The sequence below is a fragment of the Ideonella alba genome, assembly GCF_018069875.1.
Lineage (GTDB): Bacteria > Pseudomonadota > Gammaproteobacteria > Burkholderiales > Burkholderiaceae_C > Ideonella > Ideonella alba.
In genome coordinates this window covers 553,441-576,365 of record NZ_JAGQDF010000001.1, presented here as the reverse complement: position 1 = coordinate 576,365, position 22,925 = coordinate 553,441, and the positions used below count along the sequence as shown (strand labels likewise).

Here is a 22,925-nt window from a genome sequence, read left to right as displayed (position 1 = left end):
GGGGTCAGTCCCCGGGAACTCCCCATACCAGTCACCGTATTCAAACACAGGCGGCGACGGATCGAGGCGCTGGCCGGACCTTCAGGTCAGCGCCGTTGTGATCGGCGACTGCATCGCCGATGGCGACGCCACCGGACCGTCGCTGCGCGCTTCGTGTCGCACGCTGTGGCACAGTCGCCTTCGCTGGTCATGAAGAGATCGCCGAGACGACGAATGCGGTCGTCTTGAGGCCGTTCGACACCCGACTGTGCGGCCAAGCCTGCCCCGGGGTACGGCATTGCGCTGGTGGCAGTGTCGTCGGTCTGCGCGGCAGCCTTAATTATGTCAACTAGCCATGCCTTCGCTTTGAAGCTAACACTGCCATCGGCGGTCGCTCAATGACAGCCCGCCCAACTGCAGGCTCGAACGACCGTTGTAGCTCCGCGTGACGGAGGTTCCCAACCGAAGCAACAACGCAGCCAGTCAGCAGATACTGATGTCGCGGAGCGATGTCCCGCCCACCAAGCGCAAATATGTCTGCAGTCTACGCGGGCATTGGCATCGTCCGTAGAGTCTAAGCGACCACCTCTGAACGTTGCTAGCACGGCCGTTCATCGGCAACGCTATGGCGCATTGAGCCCGGGTGCGTTCAAGGCTGTAGGCTCCGGACCGGCCAAAGCAGCAGCCCAGCTTTGGCCTAGCTCACCCCGAGCGAACACCCGTCCGCTAGATACCGATCATCAAGGCCACGATGGCCATCACGGCCAGCACCCCGATCACAATGTTGGTGATCGACTCAGGATCTGCAAACTGGGCAATCCAGTCCGGAAGGTGGTAACGACGAATGTCCATGGCGGCCTCCCATTGGAAGGGTGGAGGCTCAACAGTACTCCTGCTTGGACTCCACGGCGTCGACAGGGGATTGCTGCGGCTTCATCCCGAATTGGACGAGGCACCCGTGCAAATCACGGGCGGTGTTTAGCGAGCAAGACCATGGCACAGCAGCGCTCACAGAAGCAGCTCGAGCCACTGTGAATCGCCCCCGGATTGGCGGAGGCCTGCAGCTCTGAGTCCGACCGTGTTGGCCCGAACCGTCACATCCAGTGCCCGCTTTCGCGCAGGCAAGGTACGAATTCGAAGGCCCGCTGCGGATCGTCCACGGCCAGCCTGGCCCCCCGGAATTCGCCGCGGGGTAGTCGACATCCAAGGCGGACGACCAGTGACCTGACCCTCATGGCTGTCGGCGGCCGGCCACAAGCGGTCCTAGCCGAAGCCCTGCAAATTCGCGCGCAGATGCTCCTCCGAGTGGCCGGTTTCCGGCGATGAGTCTCAAGCTCTGTTTGCCTCGACCCGGCCAATTGCTGACGTTCCCACCGCTGACCAGGAGCAGACGCTCGCGGTTCCAAGCCGGAGCTTGGCCACCAGGGTTTAGACATAGGTGAGTCGTCAGTTGTAGCGTATGCTTCAGAAATGTGGAGCGTGCTCTTTCTCACCTTGCCGACGCAGCCAAGCGCAGTGCGGCTGCGTGTCTGGCGTGCGTTGAAGACGCTGGGCTGCGGGTCGATGCGAGATGGCGTCTATGTCCTGCCTGACGCCAAAAAGGCTCTCTTCGATCCCCTGGTGACCGAGGTCCGGGCCCATGGCGGCCAGGCCAGCGTGCTGGAGCTGTCCGTCTCCGAAGAGGCCCAGCGCACCGAGATCCTGGCGCTGTTCGATCGCACCGAGGCCTACGGTCAGTGGCGCGTGGAAGCGCAACGCCTGGCGGCAGCCTTGCCTGAACTGCCCGAAACCGAAGCGCGTCGCCGTTGGCGCGCCGTGTCCGAGGCGCTGCACGCACTCGTGCGCATCGACTACTACCCGGGTGCCGCTGCCGAGCAGGCGCAGGCCGAACTTGATGCGCTGCGAGAAGCGCTCGATGCGCGCTTCTCGCGCGGCGAACCTGTGGCACAGGCGCCGCACGGCATCCCACGGCTGGACCCGCGCAAGTTCCAGGGCAAGCGCTGGGCTACACGAGAGCGACCCTGGGTTGACCGTTTGGCCTGCGCCTGGCTGATCCGCCGCTTCATCGATACGGAAGCGCGCTTCGTCTGGCTGGCCGACCCCGCCGGGTCCACGCCTGCGCCTCGCGGCACACTGGGTTTCGACTACGACGGCGCGCGCTTCACGCACGTCGGCGCACGCGTCAGCTTCGAGGTGCTGGCCGCGAGCTTCGGCCTGGATGCGGACCCGCGGCTGCAGCGCATCGCGCGCGCTGTTCACTTCCTGGACGTCGGCGGCATCCCGGTGCCCGAGGCGGCCGGCCTGGAGGCTGTGCTCGCCGGTCTGCGCGAGGTACACGCCGATGACGATCAACTGACCCTGGCGGCGGCGGCGGTCTTCGACGCCCTGCACGCCGCCCCTGGAGCCCCGGCATGACGACCGCCACAACACCTGTGCCCGAAGCGTCGGCTGGCCCTCCCGCCACTCCGGCCGCGCCTGCCTCCGTGAGCTTTGCTGAGGCATTCAGCTTCTGGCTCAAGCTCGGCTTCATCAGCTTTGGCGGGCCCGCCGGCCAAATCGCGATCATGCATACCGAGCTGGTCGAGCGCCGCCGCTGGATCAGCGAGCGGCGCTTCCTGCACGCTCTGAACTACTGCATGCTGCTGCCTGGCCCCGAGGCGCAGCAGCTCGCCACCTACATCGGCTGGTTGATGCACCGCACCTGGGGTGGCATCGTCGCCGGCGCACTGTTCGTGCTGCCGTCGCTGTTCATCCTGATCGCGCTGTCGTGGATCTACCTGCGCTTCGGAGACGTGCCCTTGGTCGCAGGCATCTTCTTCGGGCTCAAGCCTGCGGTGACGGCCCTGGTGCTTCACGCCGCCCACCGAATCGGCACGCGGGCTTTGAAGAACCGCTGGATGTGGGGCATCGCTGCCGCGTCCTTCGTGGCGATCTTTGCTTTCGACACGCCGTTCCCGGCCATCGTGCTGGCGGCTGCGCTGATCGGCCACTTCGGCGCACGCCGCTGGCCGCAGGTGTTTGCGCTGGGCGGCGGGCATGGCAGCGCCAAGGCCAGCTACGGGCCTGCGCTGATCGACGACGACACGCCGACGCCGATGCACGCGCGCTTTTCTCGCAGCCACCTGGCCATGGTCCTGGGCTTCGGGCTCGGGCTGTGGCTGCTGGCGATGGCGGTGCTGATCGCCCTCAACGGCCTGCAGGGAACGCTCACGCAGATGGGCTGGTTCTTCACAAAGGCCGCCTTGCTGACCTTCGGCGGTGCCTACGCGGTGCTGCCCTATGTATACCAGGGTGCGGTCGAAACGCACCAGTGGCTCAGCGGCCCGCAGATGATCGACGGCCTGGCCTTGGGTGAGACGACACCCGGCCCGCTGATCATGGTGGTGGCCTTCGTCGGATTCGTCGGCGGCTGGCTGAAGCAGGTGTTCGGGCCTGAGGCACTGTTCCTCGGCGGCGCCGTCGCGGCCGCGGTGGTCACCTTCTTCACTTTTCTGCCGTCCTTCGTGTTCATCCTCGCTGGCGGGCCGGTGGTCGAGGCCACGCACGGCAAGCTGGGCTTCACGGCGCCGCTGTCGGCCGTCACGGCGGCCGTCGTCGGGGTGATCCTGAACCTAGCAATGTTCTTTGCGTACCACGTGCTCTGGCCCCAGGGCTTCGCCGGGCGCTTCGATGCACTTTCGGCCGTCATCACCGTCGCCGCTGCAGTGGCGCTGTTCCGATTCAAGGTCGGTGTGATTCCGCTCCTCGGTGCCTGCGCAGGCATCGGCCTGTTGTTGACCTGGCTGTCTCCCATGATCCGTTGAGAGAGTTTCCATGACTGCACGCCTACAAGATCTGCCGTTCGACCCGGCCTCACTGAACCGGCTGTCACCCGCACTGATCACCAGCCACCACCAGAACAACTACGGTGGCGCGGTGAAGCGGCTGAACGCCATCCGCAAGGACCTCGCTGCAGTGCCCTTCGCCACGGCGCCCGGCTTTCAGCTGAACGGCTAGAAGCGCGAAGAGTTGATCGCGACCAACTCGATGCTGTTGCATGAGCTGTACTTCGCCAGCCTGGGCGGCGACGGCGTGACGATGGAGCCAGCAGCGAAGCTGATGCTGGAAGCCAGCTTCGGCAGCGTTGAACGCTGGCGTGAAGAGTTCATCGCCATGGGCAAGGCCCTGGGCGGCGGGTCGGGCTGGGTGCTGCTGGTGTTTCAGCCGCGCGAGGGCACGCTGGTCAACCAGTGGGCGGCCGACCACACGCAAGTGGTGGCGGGTGGCGTGCCGATCCTGGCGCTCGACATGTATGAACATGCGTATCACATGGATTTCGGCGCGGCGGCGGGCGCCTATGTGGATGCCTTCATGGGCAACATCAGTTGGGCGGCAGTCTATGGGCGGTATCAGCGGGCGGTGCATGCGGCCGGCGAGCCCTTTGGTGCGAACCAGGATCAGATGGGTGACGCGCTGGTCCTCGACGTGCGTCGCGCAGGTGTGTTCAACAACGCGCGCACGATGATCCCCGGCGCACGCTGGTGCGACCCTGCCGATGTGCCCACCTGGGCAGCAGATCTGCCGGCAGACCGCGAGCTGCTGGTGTACTGCGTCTTCGGGCACGAAGTGGGCCGTGTCACGGCCCTGCGGCTTCAGGCTGCGGGTTTGAAGGCCCGCTACCTGGTCGGGGGCATCGACGCCTGGCAGGCTGCGGGCAGGCCACTGGTGGACAAGCCCGGGAGCCCTGCGTCATGACCGGCCCCCGCGCCGCCAGTGTCGCGCTGCTTTATCCCGGCGACCGGGCCGCCCGCGACCGCGCAGACCCTGCAGCAAGCCGCTTCGCGGCCTTGTTCGAAGCGCTGGCTGCCGCCGGCGTGAAGGCCGAGCCGGCGATTTATCACGATGACTTCGCCGACGAGGTGGCGGCGCAGTTGCACCGCGTGCTGGCCGTGCTGGTGTGGTGCAACCCGATCGAGGACGGCCGCCGTCGCGACCGGCTCGATGCGCTGCTGCGTGAAGTGGCGAAGGCGGGTGTGCTCGTCAGTGCGCACCCCGAGGCGATCCTGCGCCTGGGTACCAAGGACGTGCTGTTCGAGACCCGCGACCTGCCATTTGGCAGTGACGTTCACAGCATCGACAGCCTGGCGCAGCTGGAGTCCGAACTGCCGCAGCGGCTGCGGCAGGGCGCGCGCGTGCTCAAGCAGCACCGTGGCCACAGCGGCATCGGCGTGTGGCGCGTCGAGGCGTCTGCCGGCGGCGGAATGACCGTGCAGCACGCCCAGCGCGGCAGCACGCCCCAGCACATGGACATGCCGGCGCTAAAGGCGACGCTGGCGCCTTACTTCGAGCCGGAGGGCGGCGGCCACATGATCGACCAGGCCTGGCAGGCACGGCTGCCCGAAGGCATGGTGCGCGCCTACCTGGTGGAGGACCACGTGACCGGCTTCGGCCTGCAGGCCGTGAACGCGCTGCACCCCGATGCGCCCATGCCGGGGCCGCGTCTTTACCACGGCCCTGAGCTGCCCGGCTTCCAGGACTTGAAGCAGCAACTGGAGTCGACCTGGATCACGCTGCTGCGCGAGCGCGTCGGCCTGGCGCGCGATCAACTGCCACTGCTGTGGGACTGCGACTTCATGCTGGGCGATGCGCTTGCCGACGGTGCGCAGCGCTACGTGCTCTGCGAGATCAACGTCAGCTGCGTGTCGCCGTTTCCGCCATCGTCTATCGCGCCGCTCGTCGAAGCGGTCCTGCGCTGCTCCCAGAACGCTCGGCTGAGCATCCAGTCAAGATTGGCCTCGTCCAAATGACTGTCTGCTGTTCAAACCGCTGAAGTTCCGCTGAGGGTCGTACACCGCCGGCCGGGCTGCTGAACTCGTCGCCGGAAAGCTGCCATCCAATGCCAATGGCTTGGGACCCGACGTTCATGCCTTCCGCCGGCCGGCCAGGAGCGAACACTCAGACATGCACGATCAGGCAGGCGCTCGAGCAAGCGAAGGGTTTGGAGCCTCGCCTCAGCGCTTTCGTCCTGATACAGCATTGGCACGGGCCGTCAACACCAGTGGCCGGTCGCTCGTGCCGCCAACGCGGAGTCGAACGCGCTCGTACACGCGTTGCAGCGCTATTGGTGAGAGCGACGAAAAGAGCTCCCTCAGGCGCGGACTTCCGTAGGCCGTGCGCCAGTAATTGTCAAAGCTGTCAAAGGTGCGACTGACACCGAACTGCCGCGTCTGCACGTCTATCATGTCGGCGCTTCGCCACAGGCTGCACGATGCCGCCATAGTTGCCGACCATGCGCTCGGCGGTGCCTGCGACTGGTAGCCCTCAGCGTGCACTGCGTCGAGAATGGGTTGCAGCGGTAGACCTCCACCGTCCAGGTCCCATTGATAGGCGGCGACGGTCCCGCCGCACTGGACCACGCGCACCATCTCACGCACGCCCTGCAAGGGGTCTGGCACGAAGAAGAGCACCAGAGCCATCACGGCTGCATCGACGGATGCATCCGGCAGCGGCAGTGCCTGAGCATCACCTTGCAGAAAACGAACCCTGGCGTGACTGATCCGCTGGCGTGCGTAGCTCAGTTGGGCCGGTGAAGGGTCCACGCCGAGCACCATTGACGGACGCTGATGCAGCAGGAGCGACTCGGTAAACGAGCCATCACCGCAACCGTCGTCAAGCCATTTCAGGCCGGCCGGCAGCGACAGCCAGACCAGGAAGGGCTGCGCCACCAGCATGCTCCATCGGCCCATCATCAGCTCGTAGGCAGCACCGTCGTCAAAGACGAATGGCGAGAGAACCGGCAACTCAGCAGGTTCAGCTGACATGAGCACCTCCATGGCAGAAACCGTTGCAGTGGCCAATTGCGTTGCTCGGCATGTTCAAGCGACACTTCCTGTCTCATGGACAAGCTCAAGGCCATTCAGTACTTTCTCGCGGCGGCCCAAAGCGGCAGCCTGTCGGCCGCCGCGCGCCAGCAGGGCGTGACCTTGCAGGCCGTCGCCAAACTGGTCAGCGCGCTCGAAGCCGAACTCGGGGCCACGCTCTTCCAGCGAGGCAGTCGCGGCTTGCAGCTCACCGCCGATGGCGCACAGTACGCCGAAGCCTGCGCGCCATTGCTTGCGCAGTTGCAGGCGGCCGACGACGGACTGCGGCAGGCGCGGCAGCGGCCGCAAGGCACGCTGGTCGTGGGGGGCACGCCATTTCTGCTTCAGCACTGCATCGTGCCAGCGTTGTCGGACTTTCATGCGAGCTTTCCCGATCTGACGCTGGACCTTCGCTCCGTGCTGCACCTTGAGGAAGCTGCCGCGAAGGACTGCGACCTGCTGCTGTTGCACGGCTGGTTCGAGGCCGGCGCCTGGGTACGACGCGAGTTGCCGGTGATGGCGCAGGTCACGGCAGCCACGCCCGACTACTGGAAGCGCCAGGGCCTTCCTCGCCACCCGCGCGACCTTGCCGACCACGTCTGCCTGAGCTATCGGAATCCTTACGGCAAGCTGCTGGACCTCTGGCGCTACCGGCAGACTGGGCCGCAGGGCGAGGTGATCGAAGAGGTGGTGGTTCGGGGGTGGTTGAACTCCAACCACCGCGACAACCTGCTGGTGCTGGCTCTCAGTGATGGTGGCGTGATGCGCATCGCGTGGGCCACGGCACAGGCCGACCTGGCGAGCGGTCGCCTGGTGCCCGCGCTGCTCGACTGGGAGCTGATGGACCCGCCGCCGCTGGCCATGTACTTCCGGCCCGCAATGCGTCGGACGCTGCGCCTGCGTGTCTTCGCCGAGTTCGTCGCCTCGCTTTGCGCCGAGTTGGCGCAGCTCACGGATGCGAAGGGGCAGGCCAGCGTCGACGGTCGCCCGGCCTGGCACCTCGGCAACAGCCGCCGTGCATCCAGTTGGTTGAGCCACCGCTGAACCTCTTGGCATCAGTCGATGGTGGCACCCGTCTCACGGACGAACTGCACGTACTGCGCCTCCGACTGAAGCATCAGCACGCGGGCCTCGGCAGGTGGCAGGGCCTTGCCGACGATGAGCAGGCGCTCCATCTCCTGCTTGAAGTCTGCCGACTGCGCCGCCTGCTGCGCAGCAGCAGCCAGGCGGTCGACGATGTCAGTCGGCAGTCGGGGAGGGCCCAGGACGAAATGCGCGGTGATCAGCGGCGCCGCGCTGACCCCGGACTCGGCCAGTGTGGGCACCGTCGGCAGCGCGGCTATGCGATCGGCGATGCTGCAGCCGAGCATCGTCAGCCGGCCCGACCTCACGTGCGGGACGCTCGCGCCAACCGGCAGCACGGCAACCTGGATACGCCCCTCCAGCAGGTCTGGCAGCATTTGAGGTGCCCCTTTGTAGGGCACCCGTTCCAGGACGATGCCGAACGTGCTGATCACCTGACCGGCCACCATGTCTTCGGCCGCGTTGTTCGCGCCGCGCAACAGCGGCTTGGCACTGGTCTTCGCATACGCGACGAACTCGGCCAGAGACTTCACCGGCAGGCTGACGGGCACCACGAGGCACTGCGTGTTGCCGCCGATCGCGGCAATCGGCGTGAACTCGGCGATGGACTTGTAAGGCGACGCCTTGCTGAGTTGGGGCAGCCCCACGCTGGCTCCCAGCGCAAACAGCAGCGTGTGGCCGTCGGGAACTGCGTTCAGCACCAGGCCAGCCCCGATGCCAGTGTTGCCGCCAGGGCGGTTCTCCACCAGCACGTCCTGGCCAAGGCTCGCGGCCATGCCCTTGGCCAGGGCACGCGCCGCCGCGTCGCTCGGGCCGCCAGCCGGCGTCGGTACGACCAGTCGGATTGGCTTACCGGGGTTCGCGGGCTGGGCGCCTGACGAGCTCATACACAGCGCCATTGCGCCGATCGCGAGGGTCTTCGACAGCAGGTTCATTCGTTGCTCCGTCTTCCGAATGGTGCACAGTGTTCCGCGTCGACAAACTCATGGGAAGCGCTGTATCGGAAGAGGCTGACTGAACTCCTGGTTCAGTCAGCGTGGCATCCGAGCACCAATGCGGCCTCACACCCAGGGTGCCAATGACCGGCAGGTGGTCCGGGCCTGGGCGTGAACTTCCGGTTCAACGTGGCGACAACAAAGGGCACCTTCCCAACGAAGCTTCGCCTTTCGATGATGCACCCCATCGACACCGCGACGAGGCCCGAATGAACACGACAACTTCTTCTCTGGGTTCAGCCCGCCCCATGCCTGGCACCTACCTTGTGGTGTTGACATGGTTGTTCACACTGTTCAATTCTGTCCGGGTGCTGGCCTACCTGCCGACCCTGCTGGCCATTTTCAGCAGTGGGGACAGCAGCCAGCACTCATTGCTGACCTGGGTCACCTGGGTGGGCGCCAATGCGACGATGGCGGCCTGGCTCTACGAACACAACGGACGCCGCTTGAACCGCGCCATCGCCGTCAGTGGCTGCAATGCGCTGATGTGCCTCGCCACATCAATCCTCATCGCGGCCTACCGCGTTTGATGCACTGCACTGGCAGCGCATGCCGATACGCTGAAGGACCGATCGAGAGACTACCGGCACCGGCCGCTTCCTCGGTGCTTCGAAGTCAGGAACGCGTCGAGTCGCGCCGGCCAAGCCAGGTGCCATCCCAGTAGATGCCAGACCGAAGCGCCTGGCCAAGGCGGCAGAATCACAGACCCCGCTTGGCCTTGGTCAAGATCGTCGCCACCTCGGTCGACACCTGCGCAAACGCCGATCCGGACCCGATCAAGCGTTCGGCCTCCGCGTAGCGGCCCTGGTTGATCTGCTTGGCCACGCCGCCGGCGACTTGGTGGAACTCGGCATGCTTGGCCAGCAAGTCCGCGAATGTCGGTCTGCTGCCCCATTGGCGGCCGCCCGGGCCATGGATCCATTGCCCGAGCGGACACCGGTCGTCGCGACAGATGGTGTCGGCGTCCAGTTGGCTGTGGTCGGCGATGGCCTTGCGCAGCTTGACCTTCCACTGGCGGTGGGCGTCAATGGCCTTGTCAAAGTCAAAGTCGGCCACCGAGACAGGGGCCTGTGAAGGCGGCGCCTCCAGGCCCGCCGGCAGCTTGAAGCGCATGACCTCCTGAGACAGCACTTGTGCTTGGTCCTTCATGGCCGACGATGCTGCCGCGGTCTCCTCTACTAGAGCGGCGTTCTGCTGGGTCATCCGGTCCAGGTCCTGCACCGCCTGGCCGATCTGGCCGATGCCCTGGCTTTGCTCCCTGGAGCCGGTGGCGATCTCGCCCAGCAGGGCGTGCACCCGCTGAGAGGACTGGACGATCTCGTCGATCGTCGCACCTGCACGGCGAACGGTTTCGGCGCCGCTTTCCACCTGGTCGACGCTCGAGCCGATCAGCGTGCGGATCTCCTGGGCGGCCGAGCCGCTGCGCTGGGCCAAGGTGCGCACCTCGGAGGCCACCACCGCGAAGCCGCGACCCTGCTCGCCCGCCCGGGCGGCCTCGACCGCGGCGTTCAGTGCCAGGATGTTGGTCTGGAAGGCAATGCCATCGATGGTGCCTATGATCTCGCCGATCCGGGCCGAGGACGTGCGGATGCCGTCCATCGTCTGCACCACTTCGCCCATCACCTGACCGCCCGCCGCGGCGGCTTCGGCGTTGTGCCTGGCCAGAGAGGCCACCTCCTCGGTGTTCTGCGAGGTCTTGTGGACGGTGGCCGAGATCTCCTCCATGGCCGAGGCGGATTCCTGCAGGTTGGCAGCGGCCTGCTCGGTGCGTGCGGACAGGTCCATCGAACCACTGGCGATCTCGCTGCTGCTGTGGACGATGTCCTCGGCCGAGCGGCGCACCCGCAGCACCATCGAGCGCATCGAGTCCTGCATCGCCCGCAGGTCGAGCATCAGCTGAGCCGCCTCATCGCGGCCCCAGGGCGCTGGAGAGGTGGTCAGATCCCCGTCAGTCATGGCGCGCAGGTGCCGCCGGGTCTCCTTGAGGCCACCGTCCATGACCCGGTAGAAGCTGAGGAACAGATAAGCCGCCAGCAGCATGGACATCAACACGGTGCCGCCGTTGAGCAGCGCCTGCCGCTGCCAGGCCTCGCGCAGCTCGCCCACATAGATCCCCGAACCCAGCACCCAGCCCCACGGTGCAAATCCCTTAACATAGGAGAGCTTGTCCACCGGCAACTCGCTGCCCGGCTTGGGCCACTGGTAGCGGACAAAGCCCTGGCCAGACTGTTGGACCGTCTGCACGAAGGCCCCGAAGACCGCCAAGCCGTTCGGGTCCTTGGTCGCGGACATGTCCTTGCCGTCCAGGTCCGGCTTGGCGGCATGCATCACCATGCGCTGCTGCATATCGTTGACCCAGAAGTACTCGCTGCCGTCGTAGCGCAGCCCGGCCAGCATCTTCCTGGCCTGCTCCTGCGCTTGTTCCCGGCTAAGCGCGCCCGAAGTCTCCTGGGCGTGTGCCCAGACCAGCAGACCATGCGCGATCTCGACATGCTGCCGTGTGGCGTCCATCCGGGACTGCAGGGCCTGTTCGGCCTCGTTGAACAGCTGCCAGACGAGCAACGCCAACAACGGCAGCACACAGGCAAACGAGATGATCAGCGCCTTTGTGGCAAAGCTCAGGCGCCGGAACAGCCGCACCCCCGGGGCCCAGATACCGTGGTGCGCGAAGAACCCGCCGGCGTCAGACATCGCCGGTGAGGGCAGCACCACAGGGGCGCTGGAAGGAAGGGTAGCTGACATGGCTGCTCTCTTGGTCGTGGTGGCCCGCAGGCAAGACGATCCCAACGCACAGGGACTTGTGCTCTGTAACTGCGCATTCTCGGGAGGTGATCCGCTGCGGAGCGCCCGAATTGAAGGGTTGATGCGGGTCAACTTGGCCAACGAGCACCCCCTCAGGGCATTGCGTGGCTCCTCGCCGCTTGGCGAGGCATTTGCGCTGACCCTGTTGCGCTTTTCCCGAGATAGGCCAAGGCTCCGTCCTGCGAGAGTGGGATGCTGGCCATACATTCGCTGCGGGGGGGGGGGGGAGACTGCGGAGTAGGCCGGAACCACAGGCGAGACCTATGGCATCGCTCAGGGCCTCCAGCCCCCCGTTGGGCCACGCCGAGCCATGGCCCATGCCGACAGCCCATGAACTTCAAGACATTGCGCGTTCACCTCGGGAATCCCGCCGCTGGCTGGGCTGCGCTCGGTCGAAGCGTCGCAGAGAGCCTGCGCACGCGGGTCGCCATCGTGACCGTGGCCTTCTTGCTGGCAGTCACCGGCCTTGCCGCGCTGTTGCTGGTGCACCAGTCCGAGGTACAGGTTCATGCAGAGGTGCGACTCCATGAACTGGACGAAGTGGTCCAGGTTGCGTCGTTGCTCTCACACGACCTGATCAAACGGCAACGTATGCTGGCCTTGGCCGCGGAGAGCCTGCGCGCTGACAACGGCGTCGACAAGTCAGACGCCCTGCGCTTTCTGGAGGACCAATCCGCACTGCTGGCCGTCTTCACAAGTGTGCTGGTCAGCCGTCCCGACGGAGCGGTGCTCGGCTTGCGCGACGGCGCCGGGATCCGCGAGATGTCGTTGCAATTGGCTGATCGGCCGTACTTCCAGACAGCAGTCACCGAGATGCGTCCGGTGGTGTCGGACGTCATAGACAGCAAGACCGCCGCAGGTCCCGTGATCGTGTTTGCGCAACCGGTCATCCAGGCCGGGCGCCTGGTGGCGGTGATCGGGGCCTCGCAGCGGCTTCGCGAGCGAAGCATCCTGAACGACGTGGCGACCGACCGGGACAAAGATGCGGACCACACAGCCCAGCTGATCATTTCCGACAGCGCGGGGAAGATCCTGGCCCATTCCGACCCGAGCTGGCTGCTTCGCAAAGCCAGCCAGGAACCCACGGTGAGTGACGCCTGGCTCCAGTGGCAGGCAATGGGCGCACCTGTCGAGCCCCTGGGCATTGGTCTGGATGGTGACCGCTATCTGGTCTCCGTGGCAGGCGTCGAGGCCTCCGATTGGCTGGTCTGGCGGGTCCGGTCCCGCAGCAGCGTGGATGCCCCCATCGAGGCAGCTCGTGCCAAAGTCGCAGGCTGGATTGCAGCCCTGGCAGCATTGGGGGCAACCGGGCTGGTCCTCTGGCTCTGGCGTCTGTTCCGTCCACTGGACGCGTTGGCTGAGCGCGCCAGGCACCTCTTCGACAACGACCTCAGCGAGCGCAGTCCGTGGCCGGAGTATGCCGGTGAGATCGGCAACCTGGCTCATGTGCTGCATCACGTTGCTGCAGAGCGGGCGCAGTTGGAGGCCTTCAATGCAGAAATCCTGCGCAAGCTCCAGTCGGTGATGAACGCCGCACCCGTTGGTATCGCCTTCACCCGCAATCAGCACTTCGAGCTGGTCAGTGCCGAGTTCTGCCGCATTTTCGGCCGCGCCCTTGATGAGCTCAACGGCCAGCCGGCGAGCGCCATCTTTGCGTCCAACGAAGACTACGCCATGTTGGGCAAGCTGGTGCCTGAAGCTTTCGAGAGCACTGGGGCCTATATGGGCGACTGGCGCATGCTGCGCGCCGATGGAAGCGTCTTCTGGGGACAATTGCGGGGCCGGCCCGTGTTGCTGGAAGATCCTGAGCGCGGCACGATCTGGACCGTGGTGGATGTCAGCCAACAGGTCAGTGACCGGGAGGACCTGGAGTGGTCGGCGTCGCACGACCCCTTGACCGGCCTGGGAAACCGCAAGAATTTCCACCGCCGCGCCCAGCGACTGATCGACAACGTCGCCACGCAGTCCCTGGCAGCGCTGATCGCCATCGACCTGGACCACTTCAAGCCAGTGAACGACACAGGTGGCCATGCCGCCGGTGACGCGATGCTCAAGGCGATCGCGGCGCTCATCGCCAACTGCGTTCGCAGTGGCGACCTGGTCGCGCGCATGGGTGGCGACGAGTTCGCCGTACTGCTAGAGAACTGCAACGAAGGCACCGCCACTCGCATCGCCGGCAAGATCCAGCGAGCCATCGCCGAACACGTCATGACCTGGGAGGGCAACTCCTTTGCCGTGGGGGCCAGTCAGGGGATCGTGATGCTCAGTGCCGAGCATCGGCGACCGGAAGACTGGTACGAGGCAGCTGACGCGGCCTGCTACACGGCCAAGCAGTCCGGCCGGGGGCGGTTCGTCACTGGCCGCCAATGCGAAGCCAAGCCCCACTAATGCACTGGACTGAGGAAGGTCTGCACAACGCATCGAACTCTTGCTGATGCCCTGATCTGGCAGGAATGTGATGCTTCCAGCCCGGATTCACCCGCTTTCGTAGCTCATTAGCCCCGAGAGAGGCACCGGCACGGCCGTTTTCGTGAACTCCGGGCGCACTCACGCCTACGCTCCCATCAGTTTGCGCCGCATCAGCCAAAGATTTGCCAGTGCAGACAGCGTGTGCAGTTGCGACGTGTTCTTGGCCGGCCCGCAATGGCGCACCTTGATGTGTCCGAACTGGCACTTGACCACTCGGAACGGATGTTCGACCCGTGCTCTGATCCCAGCTTTTACCCGCTCCAATTTTTCGGTGAGCGCCTCGATGGGCTTGGCCAGGTCCAGCATGCGGCGCTTGCCAGACCGCACTGCGATGTTCCAGCGCACATCGTCGCGGGCGTCGGGCCGTATGCCTGCGCCTTGGTATCCAGCGTCTGCGAAGACTTCGCTGTCACCGCTGCGAACCAGGCCGTTAGCCTCGATCACGTCGTTCACCGAGCCGCCGGTGCCCTTGACGGTGTAGCCCAAGCCCGACTCGACTTCCACGCCGATGTGGCACTTCATGCCGAAGTACCACTGCTGGCCCTTGCGGCTTTGCTTCATCTCCGGGTCGCGCTCACCGCTGCTGTTCTTGGTCGAGCTGGGCGCGGCGATCAGGGTAGCGTCCACCACGGTACCGCTCTTAAGCATCACGCCCTTGGCGCTCAGCAGGTCGTTGACGGTCTGCAGGATCTGGGCAGCCAGCTTGTGCTTCTCCAGCACATGCCGGAAGCGCAGGATCGTGCTCTCGTCGGGCAGCCGCTCGTCCCAGCCTTCCAGGCCTGCGAACTCGCGAAACACCGGCATATCGTGCAGTGCCTCTTCCATCGCCGGGTCGCTCAGCGCGAACCACTGCTGCATGAAGTGAATGCGCAACATGGTCTCGGGCGAGAACGGCGGGCGACCACGCTTGCCTTCAGGGAGGTACGGCGACACCAAGGCCACCAGGTCAGCCCAGGGCACGACCTTCTCCATCTCGTCCAGGAACTCACGGCGTCGCGTTCCCTTGGCCGTCCCTCCCAGCCCCAGGCTGGGCTGCTTCATGGTCCCAATCGTCTCAGGGCTTCACGTCGTTGCCAAGTACGTCGTCGGACGATTTGTGAAGACTCTACGTAGGTGTGTGCGGCAGCGATGGCGAAGTGACCAACGCCTGCTCCACCCGTCTTCCAACCGACTGTGAAGTCCGTACCACGCCCTGGTCGGCGCTAGATCTTCGTCCGACCTTCAAGATCGAACAGCCATCGATCTGCCAGTGCAACGCGCTGGCCACCCTGACGCAAGTGGTGTCGATACCATCCAGCAGCGATCGCTGTCGCGGTCTGCCTGTCGAGCGCCTCCTCGGCAATGCCATTGGCGAAGGCAGCCGCTCGGATAGGCTCCATCAGGAAGTAGTAGTTGCCGTGCATATCCTGGCGCAGCCAGATGTCGCACCAGCTATAGCCAGTTGGGGGCGTAAAGACATGTGGCACGCAAGTCCTCAATGCCCGTTCAATCCAAGCGGGACACCACTGTCTTACCGCGGCCGGAAGCCTTCGCGGCATAGAGCATCTGATCGGCGTGCTCCACCAGGCGCTCCCAAGATCCTCGGGTGGCCTGCCCTATGGCACAACCGACGCTGGTGCCGATGGAGGCAACAACGCCGCCGGCAAGGTGGAACCGCCGCGCCAGTGTATCTACAACTGTTCGGGACAGACGCTGCGCGTGCAGCTCGTCGATTTCACCAACGATCGCAATGGCAAACTCATCTCCACCCAAACGCGCCACTGCGTCAGTCGGCCGTACAAGACGTACAAGGCGCAATGCCACCAGGCGCAACAGCTCATCGCCCGCGGCGTGGCCGTGGTTGTCATTGATGGGCTTGAAGCGGTCGAGATCCAGGTACATCACGCACAAGGTCTCTGCCACGTTTGCATCGAGCTGCGCATCGACACGTTGCTGGAAACCCGATCGATTGAGCAATCGGGTCAGCGGGTCGGACTGTGACAGCAACTTGAGGCGCTCTTTCTCCTCGCGAGCCTGAGTGACATCCTGACCAACCACAACAAATCCGTCCGGGGCGCCATCGGATCGACGCAGGGGAAGGTAGTCCAGCGCCATGAAGCGCTTGCCAAGTTCTCCTTCCTCCTCTATCTCAAAGCGGACTTGCTCGCCGGCCAGAGCCCGTTGCACCCAGGGCCATCGACGCTCGAACTCCGCTTTGCCAAGTACCTCTTCGGCAGTCCGCCCGAGGATCGCGCTGGAATGTATGCCCGCCTTCTTCTCAAACGCCTGATTGACAAAGACATACCTGCCTTGGTCATCAATCACAGCAACCGTCGAAGGAATGGCATTGGCCACCGACCGCAGCGTCCGGGTCTGGCGCGCCTGCTCGTACTGCGCAGCGGCAAGCTCGGACACGTCCCGGAAAATGATCGAGAGTCGCTCGATTTCGCCCCGCGCATCACGGTGTGCGATCACCATGTGGCTGACCTCGATTTCTCGCCCATCCCAACGCCGCGCCACAGACTGCCCAACCCAAACATCCTTCAGCTGCAGGTACGGCAATATCTCATCGGTAAACTTGCGCTGCGTCCGTTCCGGGAGCATGTCCCTCACAAACAGCCCTTCATCCTGGCTTAGCGGCCGCCCCAGCATGACTGCCTGGGCCGCGGGGTTCATGTATCGGACGCGACGCGAGGCGTCAGCCTGAATGACAAAGTCAGTGGTGTTCTCAAAGATGGCAGCCAGCTCAGCTCGCGCGGCTTCGGCAGCGCGCCGCTCGGTGATGTCCTGAAAGGCACCGAACATACGAACTGGGTGTCCATCGGCAAACTCCACTTCCCCCACGGCACGAACCCAGATCGACCTCCCACGCGCCGTGACCAGCTGCAACTCAAGATCCCACGGGGTACCCTCAGCCAGCCCGCGCTCGACAGCCGCCGTGACCAGAGGGCGACTCGACTCACTGTAGAAGGCGATCGCGGTCTCAAGCGAGGGCTCATAGTCTGGAGGCACTTCGTGGATGCGGCGAGTTTCAGCGGTCCAACTCACACGCTGTGTCGCCAAATCCATCGCCCAGCCACCTACCCCAGCCACTCGACCCGTGCGCTCCAGCAGCGCCTGGCTTTGAGCCAAGGCCCGCTGCGCCATGTTCAGCTCGGTCACATCCCGCCCGGTGGAATGCAGCAGTAGTCGCCCATCGGGGCCTTGTTGCACGGTGTTGGTCCAGGACACGCATCGCACTTGGCCATCGGCGGCGGTTACTTGGTTCTCAGAGCGCTGCGAGCCCCCAGCCGCCAGCAAGGCATCCAGGCGAGCCCTGACCGCCTCTCGCTCGCTCGCTGGAATCTGATCCATCAGGTTCGCACCAGCCAGCTCTCCTACGGTGTGGCCAAAGAACGACGCATAGGCCGGGTTCACGTACAGCAGCTGACCATCAGGCAGTGCCTGCGAAACCAGCTCACTCTGGGCATCCAGGATGGCTCGCAATCGCTGCTCACTGGCAGCCACCTCCCGCTCGCGCGCTGAGCGCAGCTCCAGCGAACGCTGGATGGAGCGCTCACGCATCTCAAGCGCCTGAACTGTCAGCTGGGCGAGCTGCTCCAAAATCTTGAGTTGCTGCTGCGTAAGCTTGCGCGCCTCCAGGTCGACCACACACAGCGTACCGACGCGATCCCCCGAACTCATCACAAGCGGCGCGCCCGCGTAGTAACGTATTCCAGGTGCTCCAATGACAAGCGGATTGTCCGCAAAGCGCGAGTCCTTCAAGGCATCCGGCACTTCCATGGGCTGATCGCCACGGATCGCATGGTCACAAAAGGCCACACTGCGCGGCGTCTCACGAACCCCCGGAAGGCCGACGTTCGCCTTAAACCACTGCCTCCCCGAATCCACCAGGCTCAGCAGGGCGATGGGCGTCTGGCAGACCTCTGAGGCCATCTGCGCCAAGGTGTCGAAGATGGGTTCAGCTTCGGTGTCGAGCACCAGCAGCGCCCGAAGACGCTCAATGCGTCGCGTCTCGGCCGTCAGATCAGAAGTGAAGTCCTGTCCTGGCATCCTTCTCGCCTACGTCAGCCATTGCGAGGCCACATCCACGCGAACCGCTGCACTTACGCCCGTAAGTCTAGCGTCTCCCCCGTGTATCCGACCCTCGGGCCGGCAAGGGCTAACCGGGAGAAAACAGTGCTTCCAGCGCGACCCGGCATGGCTGTCCAATTTCGAGTGTCGACCTCCGGCACGCACACGCCGAACCGGCCCGAGCCGCACCACGGCGTTAGACCTGGCGGGTTCCGGGATCGCCAGCAACGTGTGCGAAGCAGCTGAAAGCTTGCCCGTGAAACGCAGGGATATTCAGGCGGACATCGCCTACGAGGTCACCTCTTGATACGTCCCCACCCTATGGTCCGAGGACTTTCGATCGTTGGCGCCTCGGCGACGGCTTCTGCGTTGGCTCTCGCTATAGACGCGTGACCGGCCTTGGCTGCCCAGTCACGCGTCTTAACGAGGTGTGGGCTCGGGCGAACCTGAAGATGCGCTACCTTTCTTCCGGTTTTCCCGCGTATCAGGCCCACCCCATAAGCTCATGATGCTTTGCAACCTGCCTTAACGAAGGGTGCCCATGCACTTCTCAACCTTCCGTACTCGGTTGCTGGCCATACTGCTGGTCGTCAACGTCTGTGTGATCGTGCTGGGCGCCTTCGCCTTTTTCTTCCTGGGCGACCTGGGCGGTCGACTGGAGCAGTTCACGCAGGGCATCTACCATCGCCTCGAAGTGGCCAATCGCCTGCAGGAGTCGGCACTCGCGCGAGGCATTGCCGTGCGCAACTTGGCGCTACTGTCTGACCCTGGACAGCGCCAGCAGCAGGTGGACGAGTTCCAGCGCCGCCAGAAGGACACGACCGAAGCACTGGCCGAACTGCAGCGGGCGATCCAGCTGCCAGGCGTATCGCCGGAGGTGCGCGAGAAGGTAGCGGTCATCGCCAGCGTCGAAGCCCGCTATGCGCCGGTCGCCACCGAGATCGTCAAGTTGCTGCAGGAAGGCCAGCGCGACGACGCGATCGCCCGCATCGACGCGATTTGCACCCCGACGCTGAACCAGCTAGGCAGCGCAATCCATGACTACATGACCCTGACGGGCACGCGTACCCGCGGCTTCGTGGCCGACACAGAGCATGCCACCGAAGTTGAACGTGTGATCATGCTCGCCATGGCCCTGGGTGCCGCCGGTGTGGCCGCGCTGATGGGCTACCTGCTACGGCAGAATGTGCGCCGCACGCTGGGTGCCGAACCGGAAGAGCTGAGTGCGTTCCTTGGCCGGATGGCTGAGGGCGACCTGTCCGCCGCCGCCGTGCGCGACGCCCGCTCGGAGCGCAGCGTTTTGGCCGCCATGGCCCGCATGCAGCAGCAGATGGGCCAGGTGGTGCGCGAGGTGCGCGTGGCCAGCGACTCGATCGCCACCGGTTCGACCGAAATCGCCAGCGGCAATGCCGACCTCTCGCGGCGCACCGAACAGCAGGCCTCGAACCTGCAGCAAACGGCTTCGGCGATGGAACAGATGAACCGCGCCGTGCAGCAGAATGCTGAGGCCGCCCACACTGCCACCGGTTTGGCCGGCTCGGTCAGCGACGCGGCGAGCAGCGGCAGCGAAGTGATGGGCCGGGTCATCGACACCATGTCCGAGATCTCGCGCAGCTCGGCCAAGATCGGCGAGATCATCGGCGTGATCGACGGCATTGCCTTCCAGACCAACATTCTGGCCCTCAATGCTGCGGTCGAGGCGGCCCGCGCCGGCGAGCAAGGCCGAGGGTTCGCAGTGGTGGCCGGCGAGGTACGCACGCTGGCACAGCGCTCCGCGGACGCGGCCAAGGAGATCAAGGCACTGATTTCGGCCAGCACCGAGCGGGTTGACGTCGGCACCAAGCTCGTGGCCGAGGCCGGTCAGCGGGTGGGCAACATCGTGGCCGAGGTTCGGCGCGTGGCCGATCTGATCCAGGAAATGGGCCACTCAGCGCAGGAACAGTCCAGTGGCATTGCCCAGGTCTCGGCCTCAGTCACGTCGCTGGACCAAACCACGCAACAGAACGCCGCGCTGGCCGAACAGTCATCCGCTGCGGCCGAGAGCCTGAAGTCACAATCTGGCCGTCTTGCCTCGGCGGTCTGCTTCTTCAGGCTCAGCTGAGAGTAGAGAAGCGAAGTCGGGCCAACCGCGACTCGGCGTAGTTCCGAGAGCGTTCGGCAGGTAGCATTCATGGCCCATCCAACCAGTAGAGACTTCTGCCGAACCTAAAGCCAGAGCAACATCTTTGCGAGAGGGCTCGACATGAAGTCGATGCCGCAGCGCGTGTTCCGCACCGGACCGGCGATGAACGTTTCGCCACCCATCAAGGCAGACTGACCAACGGAATGGTTCCACGTGCTGGCCACGAGTTGGTGGGTCCTTTGACCGTGGTCCGTGCAACGGCCTCGCTGTAGCCACCGGGGGTTAGCCCTGATCTTCGGTGCGAACTACCCTTACTTTCAGTCGTCAGGAAGCTGCCGCTGATAGCACCATCAATGTCCTTGCGCCTGGCTAGTACCTGCCCAACGGCAGACCGAGCGCAAGCTGGAGCGAAGTACATGCGAACCAACCTGCCCGTCTCAGGCCAGGAATATCCATTTCCGCCCGAGATGACCTTGGTGTCTGTAACAGACCCACAGGGTCGGATCACCTACTGCAACGAAGCATTCGTGACTGTGAGTGGGTTCGCATCTTGCGAACTGCTCGGGCAGCCTCATAACGTCGTGCGCCACCCTGATATGCCTGAGGAGGCATTCCGAGATCTCTGGACGACAGTGCAGGCTGGACTGCCTTGGACAGGACTAGTCAAGAACCGGCGCAAGGACGGTGCACACTATTGGGTCCGTGCCAACGTGACTCCCATGCTGTCTGGGGCTGACATCATCGGCTTTCTGTCGGTGCGCACGGAGCCCGACCGTAACGAAGTGGTGGCCGCCGAGGCCCTGTATAGCCGCCTGAACCGCGAGACAAAGGCCGGGCGCTGTACCGTCGGTCTGCACCAAGGACGGGTGGTCACAAGAGGCTGGCGAGGCCGGTCAGCCCGGGGCATCGAAGCTGTGCTCGACAACCTCGGTGGTGTCAGCGCTATCGTGCCGATCATCCTCGTTCCGGGCCTGCTGGTCTGGGCTTCTGACTGGCCCGCCATCGTGCAGTGCTTGGCCGGCGGAGCTGTCATGGCTTCCATATCCTGGCAGCAGCAGCGGGCCACGAAGCGAACCCTTGACTGCGCGGTGCAAGACGCCATGCGTTTGGCTGCCTGCGACCTTTCAGTGACTCCCCGGAGAGAGGCCAGAGGCACGATGGGGCGTCTGCAGCTGGCATTGATGCAGTTGGCGGTCAACCTGAGAACCGTCGTCGGCGACAGCCGTCACGACCTTGAGAAGGTACGAAGTTCATTGACCGAGCTCTCGGCGGCCAACCAAGACCTGTCCGCACGCACCGAATCTCAGGCAGCGAACCTGGAGCAGACGGCGGCAACGATGGAACAGATCAACGGCACAATCAAGGTCAGTGCCGCATCCGCCCAGCGTGGCGCCGGTTTGGCTGCGGAGTCTGCCGAGTTGGCCCAGGTGTGCGCCGCAACAGTAGACGAGGTAGCGGAGTCGATGAAGCAAATCGCCGCCTCCTCAATGCAGGTTGGCGACATTGTCAGCGTCATTGAGGGGGTAGCCTTTCAGACCAACATACTTGCGCTGAATGCCGCCGTTGAGGCCGCCCGAGCGGGAGAATCCGGTCGGGGCTTTGCGGTCGTCGCGTCCGAGGTACGCGCCTTGGCTGCGCGGGTCGGGGATGCAGCTAAGGAGATACGGGCGCTCATTGCGCAATCGACTGGACGAGTCAACGATGGTGTGTTGCATGTCGAAGACGCGCGTTCGCGCATGTCGGCAGCTCTCGATGCTGTCAGGCGAGTAGGTCACGCCTTGGGAGAGATCGGCTCCAGCTATGTCGAGCAAGAGCGCGGAGTCTCCCAGGTCAACGAGGCGGTTTCGCAATTGGACGGCATCACCCAAAAGAACGCTGCCATGGTTGAGGAACTGGCAGCGTCCACAGCCTCGGTCGCCAACCAGGCCGACGCCATGGCTGGCACCATGCAGCTCTTCCGGCTTAGGCAGGCGGACACGTCCCTGGCCGGCGTCAATGCGGTCAGCTTGCGCAAGGCGGCGAAGCAACAGCGGGACTGAACTAGGACGCGAGGTGCCGCAACGGTTGAGGGTGATACCGTCAGACGCTCCCGAGGCCGCTGAGTCCCAGCGAGCGCCCTATTGACGTCATGAAGCACCGCCCGCGTTTGACCGTACCCACCCCCGGTTCCAAAGGCGGCCTTGTCGTACCCACTAACAACCATGTGATCTATAGGGTATCGGTAACGACGAAATGTCCAATAGCCCACACCACCTGCGCGAGGTGCTACTGCGCTGACCTCTGGGACTTCGACCAAGCATCCCCCCGGACTTCGCTGGTGAATCTAATCGGTCAATTTCCACCACCATCTGCTGGAGCAGAGTCCCAACCTCCTACAGGCATCGTGCATCTGGCGCTTGGTTGGATTTCAGAAGGTCGTCGATCTCGCTGATCCGCTCGTACATCGGATGCGCCGCGAGGTTTCCAAGGACTCCCTTGAGTTTGTGACTGCTGCGTGCAGCGGCCTCCACGCTCTCCTCTCTGAGGGTGCGCACCAATGCTCCGATAGCGTCCGCGTGATCAGTCGTAAATCGGCGCAAGGTC

At 64.5% G+C, this 22,925-nt stretch carries 16 protein-coding genes and 1 pseudogene; 9 read left to right on the top strand and 8 right to left on the bottom strand.

Annotation, left to right across the window (positions count from 1 at the left end):
- Positions 1 to 705: 705 nt before the first annotated feature.
- A complete protein-coding gene (locus KAK07_RS25570) occupies positions 706 to 831 on the bottom strand; it encodes a hypothetical protein (protein WP_256441015.1) in 126 nt (41 codons plus the stop codon).
- A 618-nt stretch (positions 832 to 1,449) separates the two neighbouring features.
- On the opposite strand from KAK07_RS25570, the gene KAK07_RS02620 reads away from it, so the two are divergent.
- The 4 genes and pseudogenes from KAK07_RS02620 to KAK07_RS02605 all read left to right on the top strand — a co-directional run bounded on the left by KAK07_RS02620 (position 1,450) and on the right by KAK07_RS02605 (position 5,765).
- Positions 1,450 to 2,394: a chromate resistance protein ChrB domain-containing protein gene (locus KAK07_RS02620; protein WP_210858860.1), complete on the top strand. Its 945-nt coding sequence runs from the start codon at positions 1,450 to 1,452 to the stop codon at positions 2,392 to 2,394.
- Positions 2,391 to 3,782: a chromate efflux transporter gene (gene chrA, locus KAK07_RS02615; RefSeq protein ID WP_210858858.1), complete on the top strand. Its 1,392-nt coding sequence runs from the start codon at positions 2,391 to 2,393 to the stop codon at positions 3,780 to 3,782. Before KAK07_RS02620 ends, chrA begins: the two co-directional genes overlap by 4 nt.
- 10 nt (positions 3,783 to 3,792) lie before the next feature.
- Positions 3,793 to 4,713: pseudogene (locus KAK07_RS02610) on the top strand (Fe-Mn family superoxide dismutase).
- Positions 4,710 to 5,765: a Cj0069 family protein gene (locus tag KAK07_RS02605; protein ID WP_210858856.1), complete on the top strand. Its 1,056-nt coding sequence runs from the start codon at positions 4,710 to 4,712 to the stop codon at positions 5,763 to 5,765. The pseudogene KAK07_RS02610 and the gene KAK07_RS02605 overlap by 4 nt, the downstream one beginning before the upstream one ends.
- A 204-nt stretch (positions 5,766 to 5,969) precedes the next feature.
- Here the strand turns inward: KAK07_RS02605 and KAK07_RS02600 are convergent, their stop codons facing one another.
- Positions 5,970 to 6,779 (bottom strand): class I SAM-dependent methyltransferase, encoded by an 810-nt coding sequence (locus KAK07_RS02600; RefSeq protein ID WP_210858854.1) that lies wholly within the window; start codon positions 6,777 to 6,779, stop codon positions 5,970 to 5,972.
- Positions 6,780 to 6,854: 75 nt separating this feature from the next.
- Between KAK07_RS02600 and KAK07_RS02595 the strand changes: the two genes are divergently transcribed.
- Positions 6,855 to 7,862 (top strand): LysR family transcriptional regulator, encoded by a 1,008-nt coding sequence (locus KAK07_RS02595; protein ID WP_210858852.1) that lies wholly within the window; start codon positions 6,855 to 6,857, stop codon positions 7,860 to 7,862.
- Between the two features lie 11 nt (positions 7,863 to 7,873).
- Here KAK07_RS02595 and KAK07_RS02590 read toward each other — a convergent pair whose 3' ends face one another.
- Entirely contained in the window at positions 7,874 to 8,836 is a 963-nt protein-coding gene (locus tag KAK07_RS02590; protein ID WP_210858851.1) for a tripartite tricarboxylate transporter substrate binding protein, read from the bottom strand.
- A 308-nt stretch (positions 8,837 to 9,144) separates the two neighbouring features.
- Here KAK07_RS02590 and KAK07_RS02585 point away from each other — a divergent pair, with 308 nt between their 5' ends.
- Entirely contained in the window at positions 9,145 to 9,426 is a 282-nt protein-coding gene (locus KAK07_RS02585; RefSeq protein WP_210858849.1) for a hypothetical protein, read from the top strand.
- 169 nt (positions 9,427 to 9,595) lie between these two features.
- Here KAK07_RS02585 and KAK07_RS02580 read toward each other — a convergent pair whose 3' ends face one another.
- Positions 9,596 to 11,587 (bottom strand): methyl-accepting chemotaxis protein, encoded by a 1,992-nt coding sequence (locus KAK07_RS02580; RefSeq protein ID WP_247664197.1) that lies wholly within the window; start codon positions 11,585 to 11,587, stop codon positions 9,596 to 9,598.
- A 441-nt stretch (positions 11,588 to 12,028) separates the two neighbouring features.
- Between KAK07_RS02580 and KAK07_RS02575 the strand changes: the two genes are divergently transcribed.
- Positions 12,029 to 14,086 carry a sensor domain-containing diguanylate cyclase gene (locus tag KAK07_RS02575; protein WP_210858847.1) on the top strand — a complete coding sequence of 686 codons (2,058 nt, stop codon included), beginning with the start codon at positions 12,029 to 12,031 and terminating at the stop codon, positions 14,084 to 14,086.
- A gap of 165 nt (positions 14,087 to 14,251) precedes the next feature.
- Here KAK07_RS02575 and KAK07_RS02570 read toward each other — a convergent pair whose 3' ends face one another.
- From KAK07_RS02570 to KAK07_RS02560, 3 genes are all read right to left on the bottom strand, one after another.
- The gene (locus KAK07_RS02570; protein WP_210858837.1) at positions 14,252 to 15,208 is read right to left on the bottom strand and encodes an IS5 family transposase; all 957 of its coding nucleotides are present in this window, start codon (positions 15,206 to 15,208) and stop codon (positions 14,252 to 14,254) included.
- Positions 15,209 to 15,369: 161 nt separating this feature from the next.
- Positions 15,370 to 15,633 carry a hypothetical protein gene (locus KAK07_RS02565; RefSeq protein ID WP_210858835.1) on the bottom strand — a complete coding sequence of 88 codons (264 nt, stop codon included), beginning with the start codon at positions 15,631 to 15,633 and terminating at the stop codon, positions 15,370 to 15,372.
- Between the two features lie 19 nt (positions 15,634 to 15,652).
- The gene (locus KAK07_RS02560; protein WP_210858833.1) at positions 15,653 to 18,199 is read right to left on the bottom strand and encodes a sensor domain-containing diguanylate cyclase; all 2,547 of its coding nucleotides are present in this window, start codon (positions 18,197 to 18,199) and stop codon (positions 15,653 to 15,655) included.
- A gap of 562 nt (positions 18,200 to 18,761) precedes the next feature.
- Here KAK07_RS02560 and KAK07_RS02555 point away from each other — a divergent pair.
- Together KAK07_RS02555 and KAK07_RS02550 are read left to right on the top strand one after the other, a co-directional pair.
- Positions 18,762 to 20,321, top strand: coding sequence for a methyl-accepting chemotaxis protein (locus tag KAK07_RS02555; RefSeq protein WP_210858831.1), 1,560 nt, complete (start codon positions 18,762 to 18,764; stop codon positions 20,319 to 20,321).
- A 437-nt stretch (positions 20,322 to 20,758) separates the two neighbouring features.
- Positions 20,759 to 22,381 carry a methyl-accepting chemotaxis protein gene (locus KAK07_RS02550; protein ID WP_210858829.1) on the top strand — a complete coding sequence of 541 codons (1,623 nt, stop codon included), beginning with the start codon at positions 20,759 to 20,761 and terminating at the stop codon, positions 22,379 to 22,381.
- A gap of 333 nt (positions 22,382 to 22,714) precedes the next feature.
- On the opposite strand, the gene KAK07_RS25890 is transcribed toward KAK07_RS02550, so the two are convergent.
- On the bottom strand, positions 22,715 to 22,921 hold the full coding sequence (locus tag KAK07_RS25890; RefSeq protein ID WP_210858827.1) for an Hpt domain-containing protein: 207 nt from the start codon (positions 22,919 to 22,921) through the stop codon (positions 22,715 to 22,717).
- Positions 22,922 to 22,925: the final 4 nt, after the last annotated feature.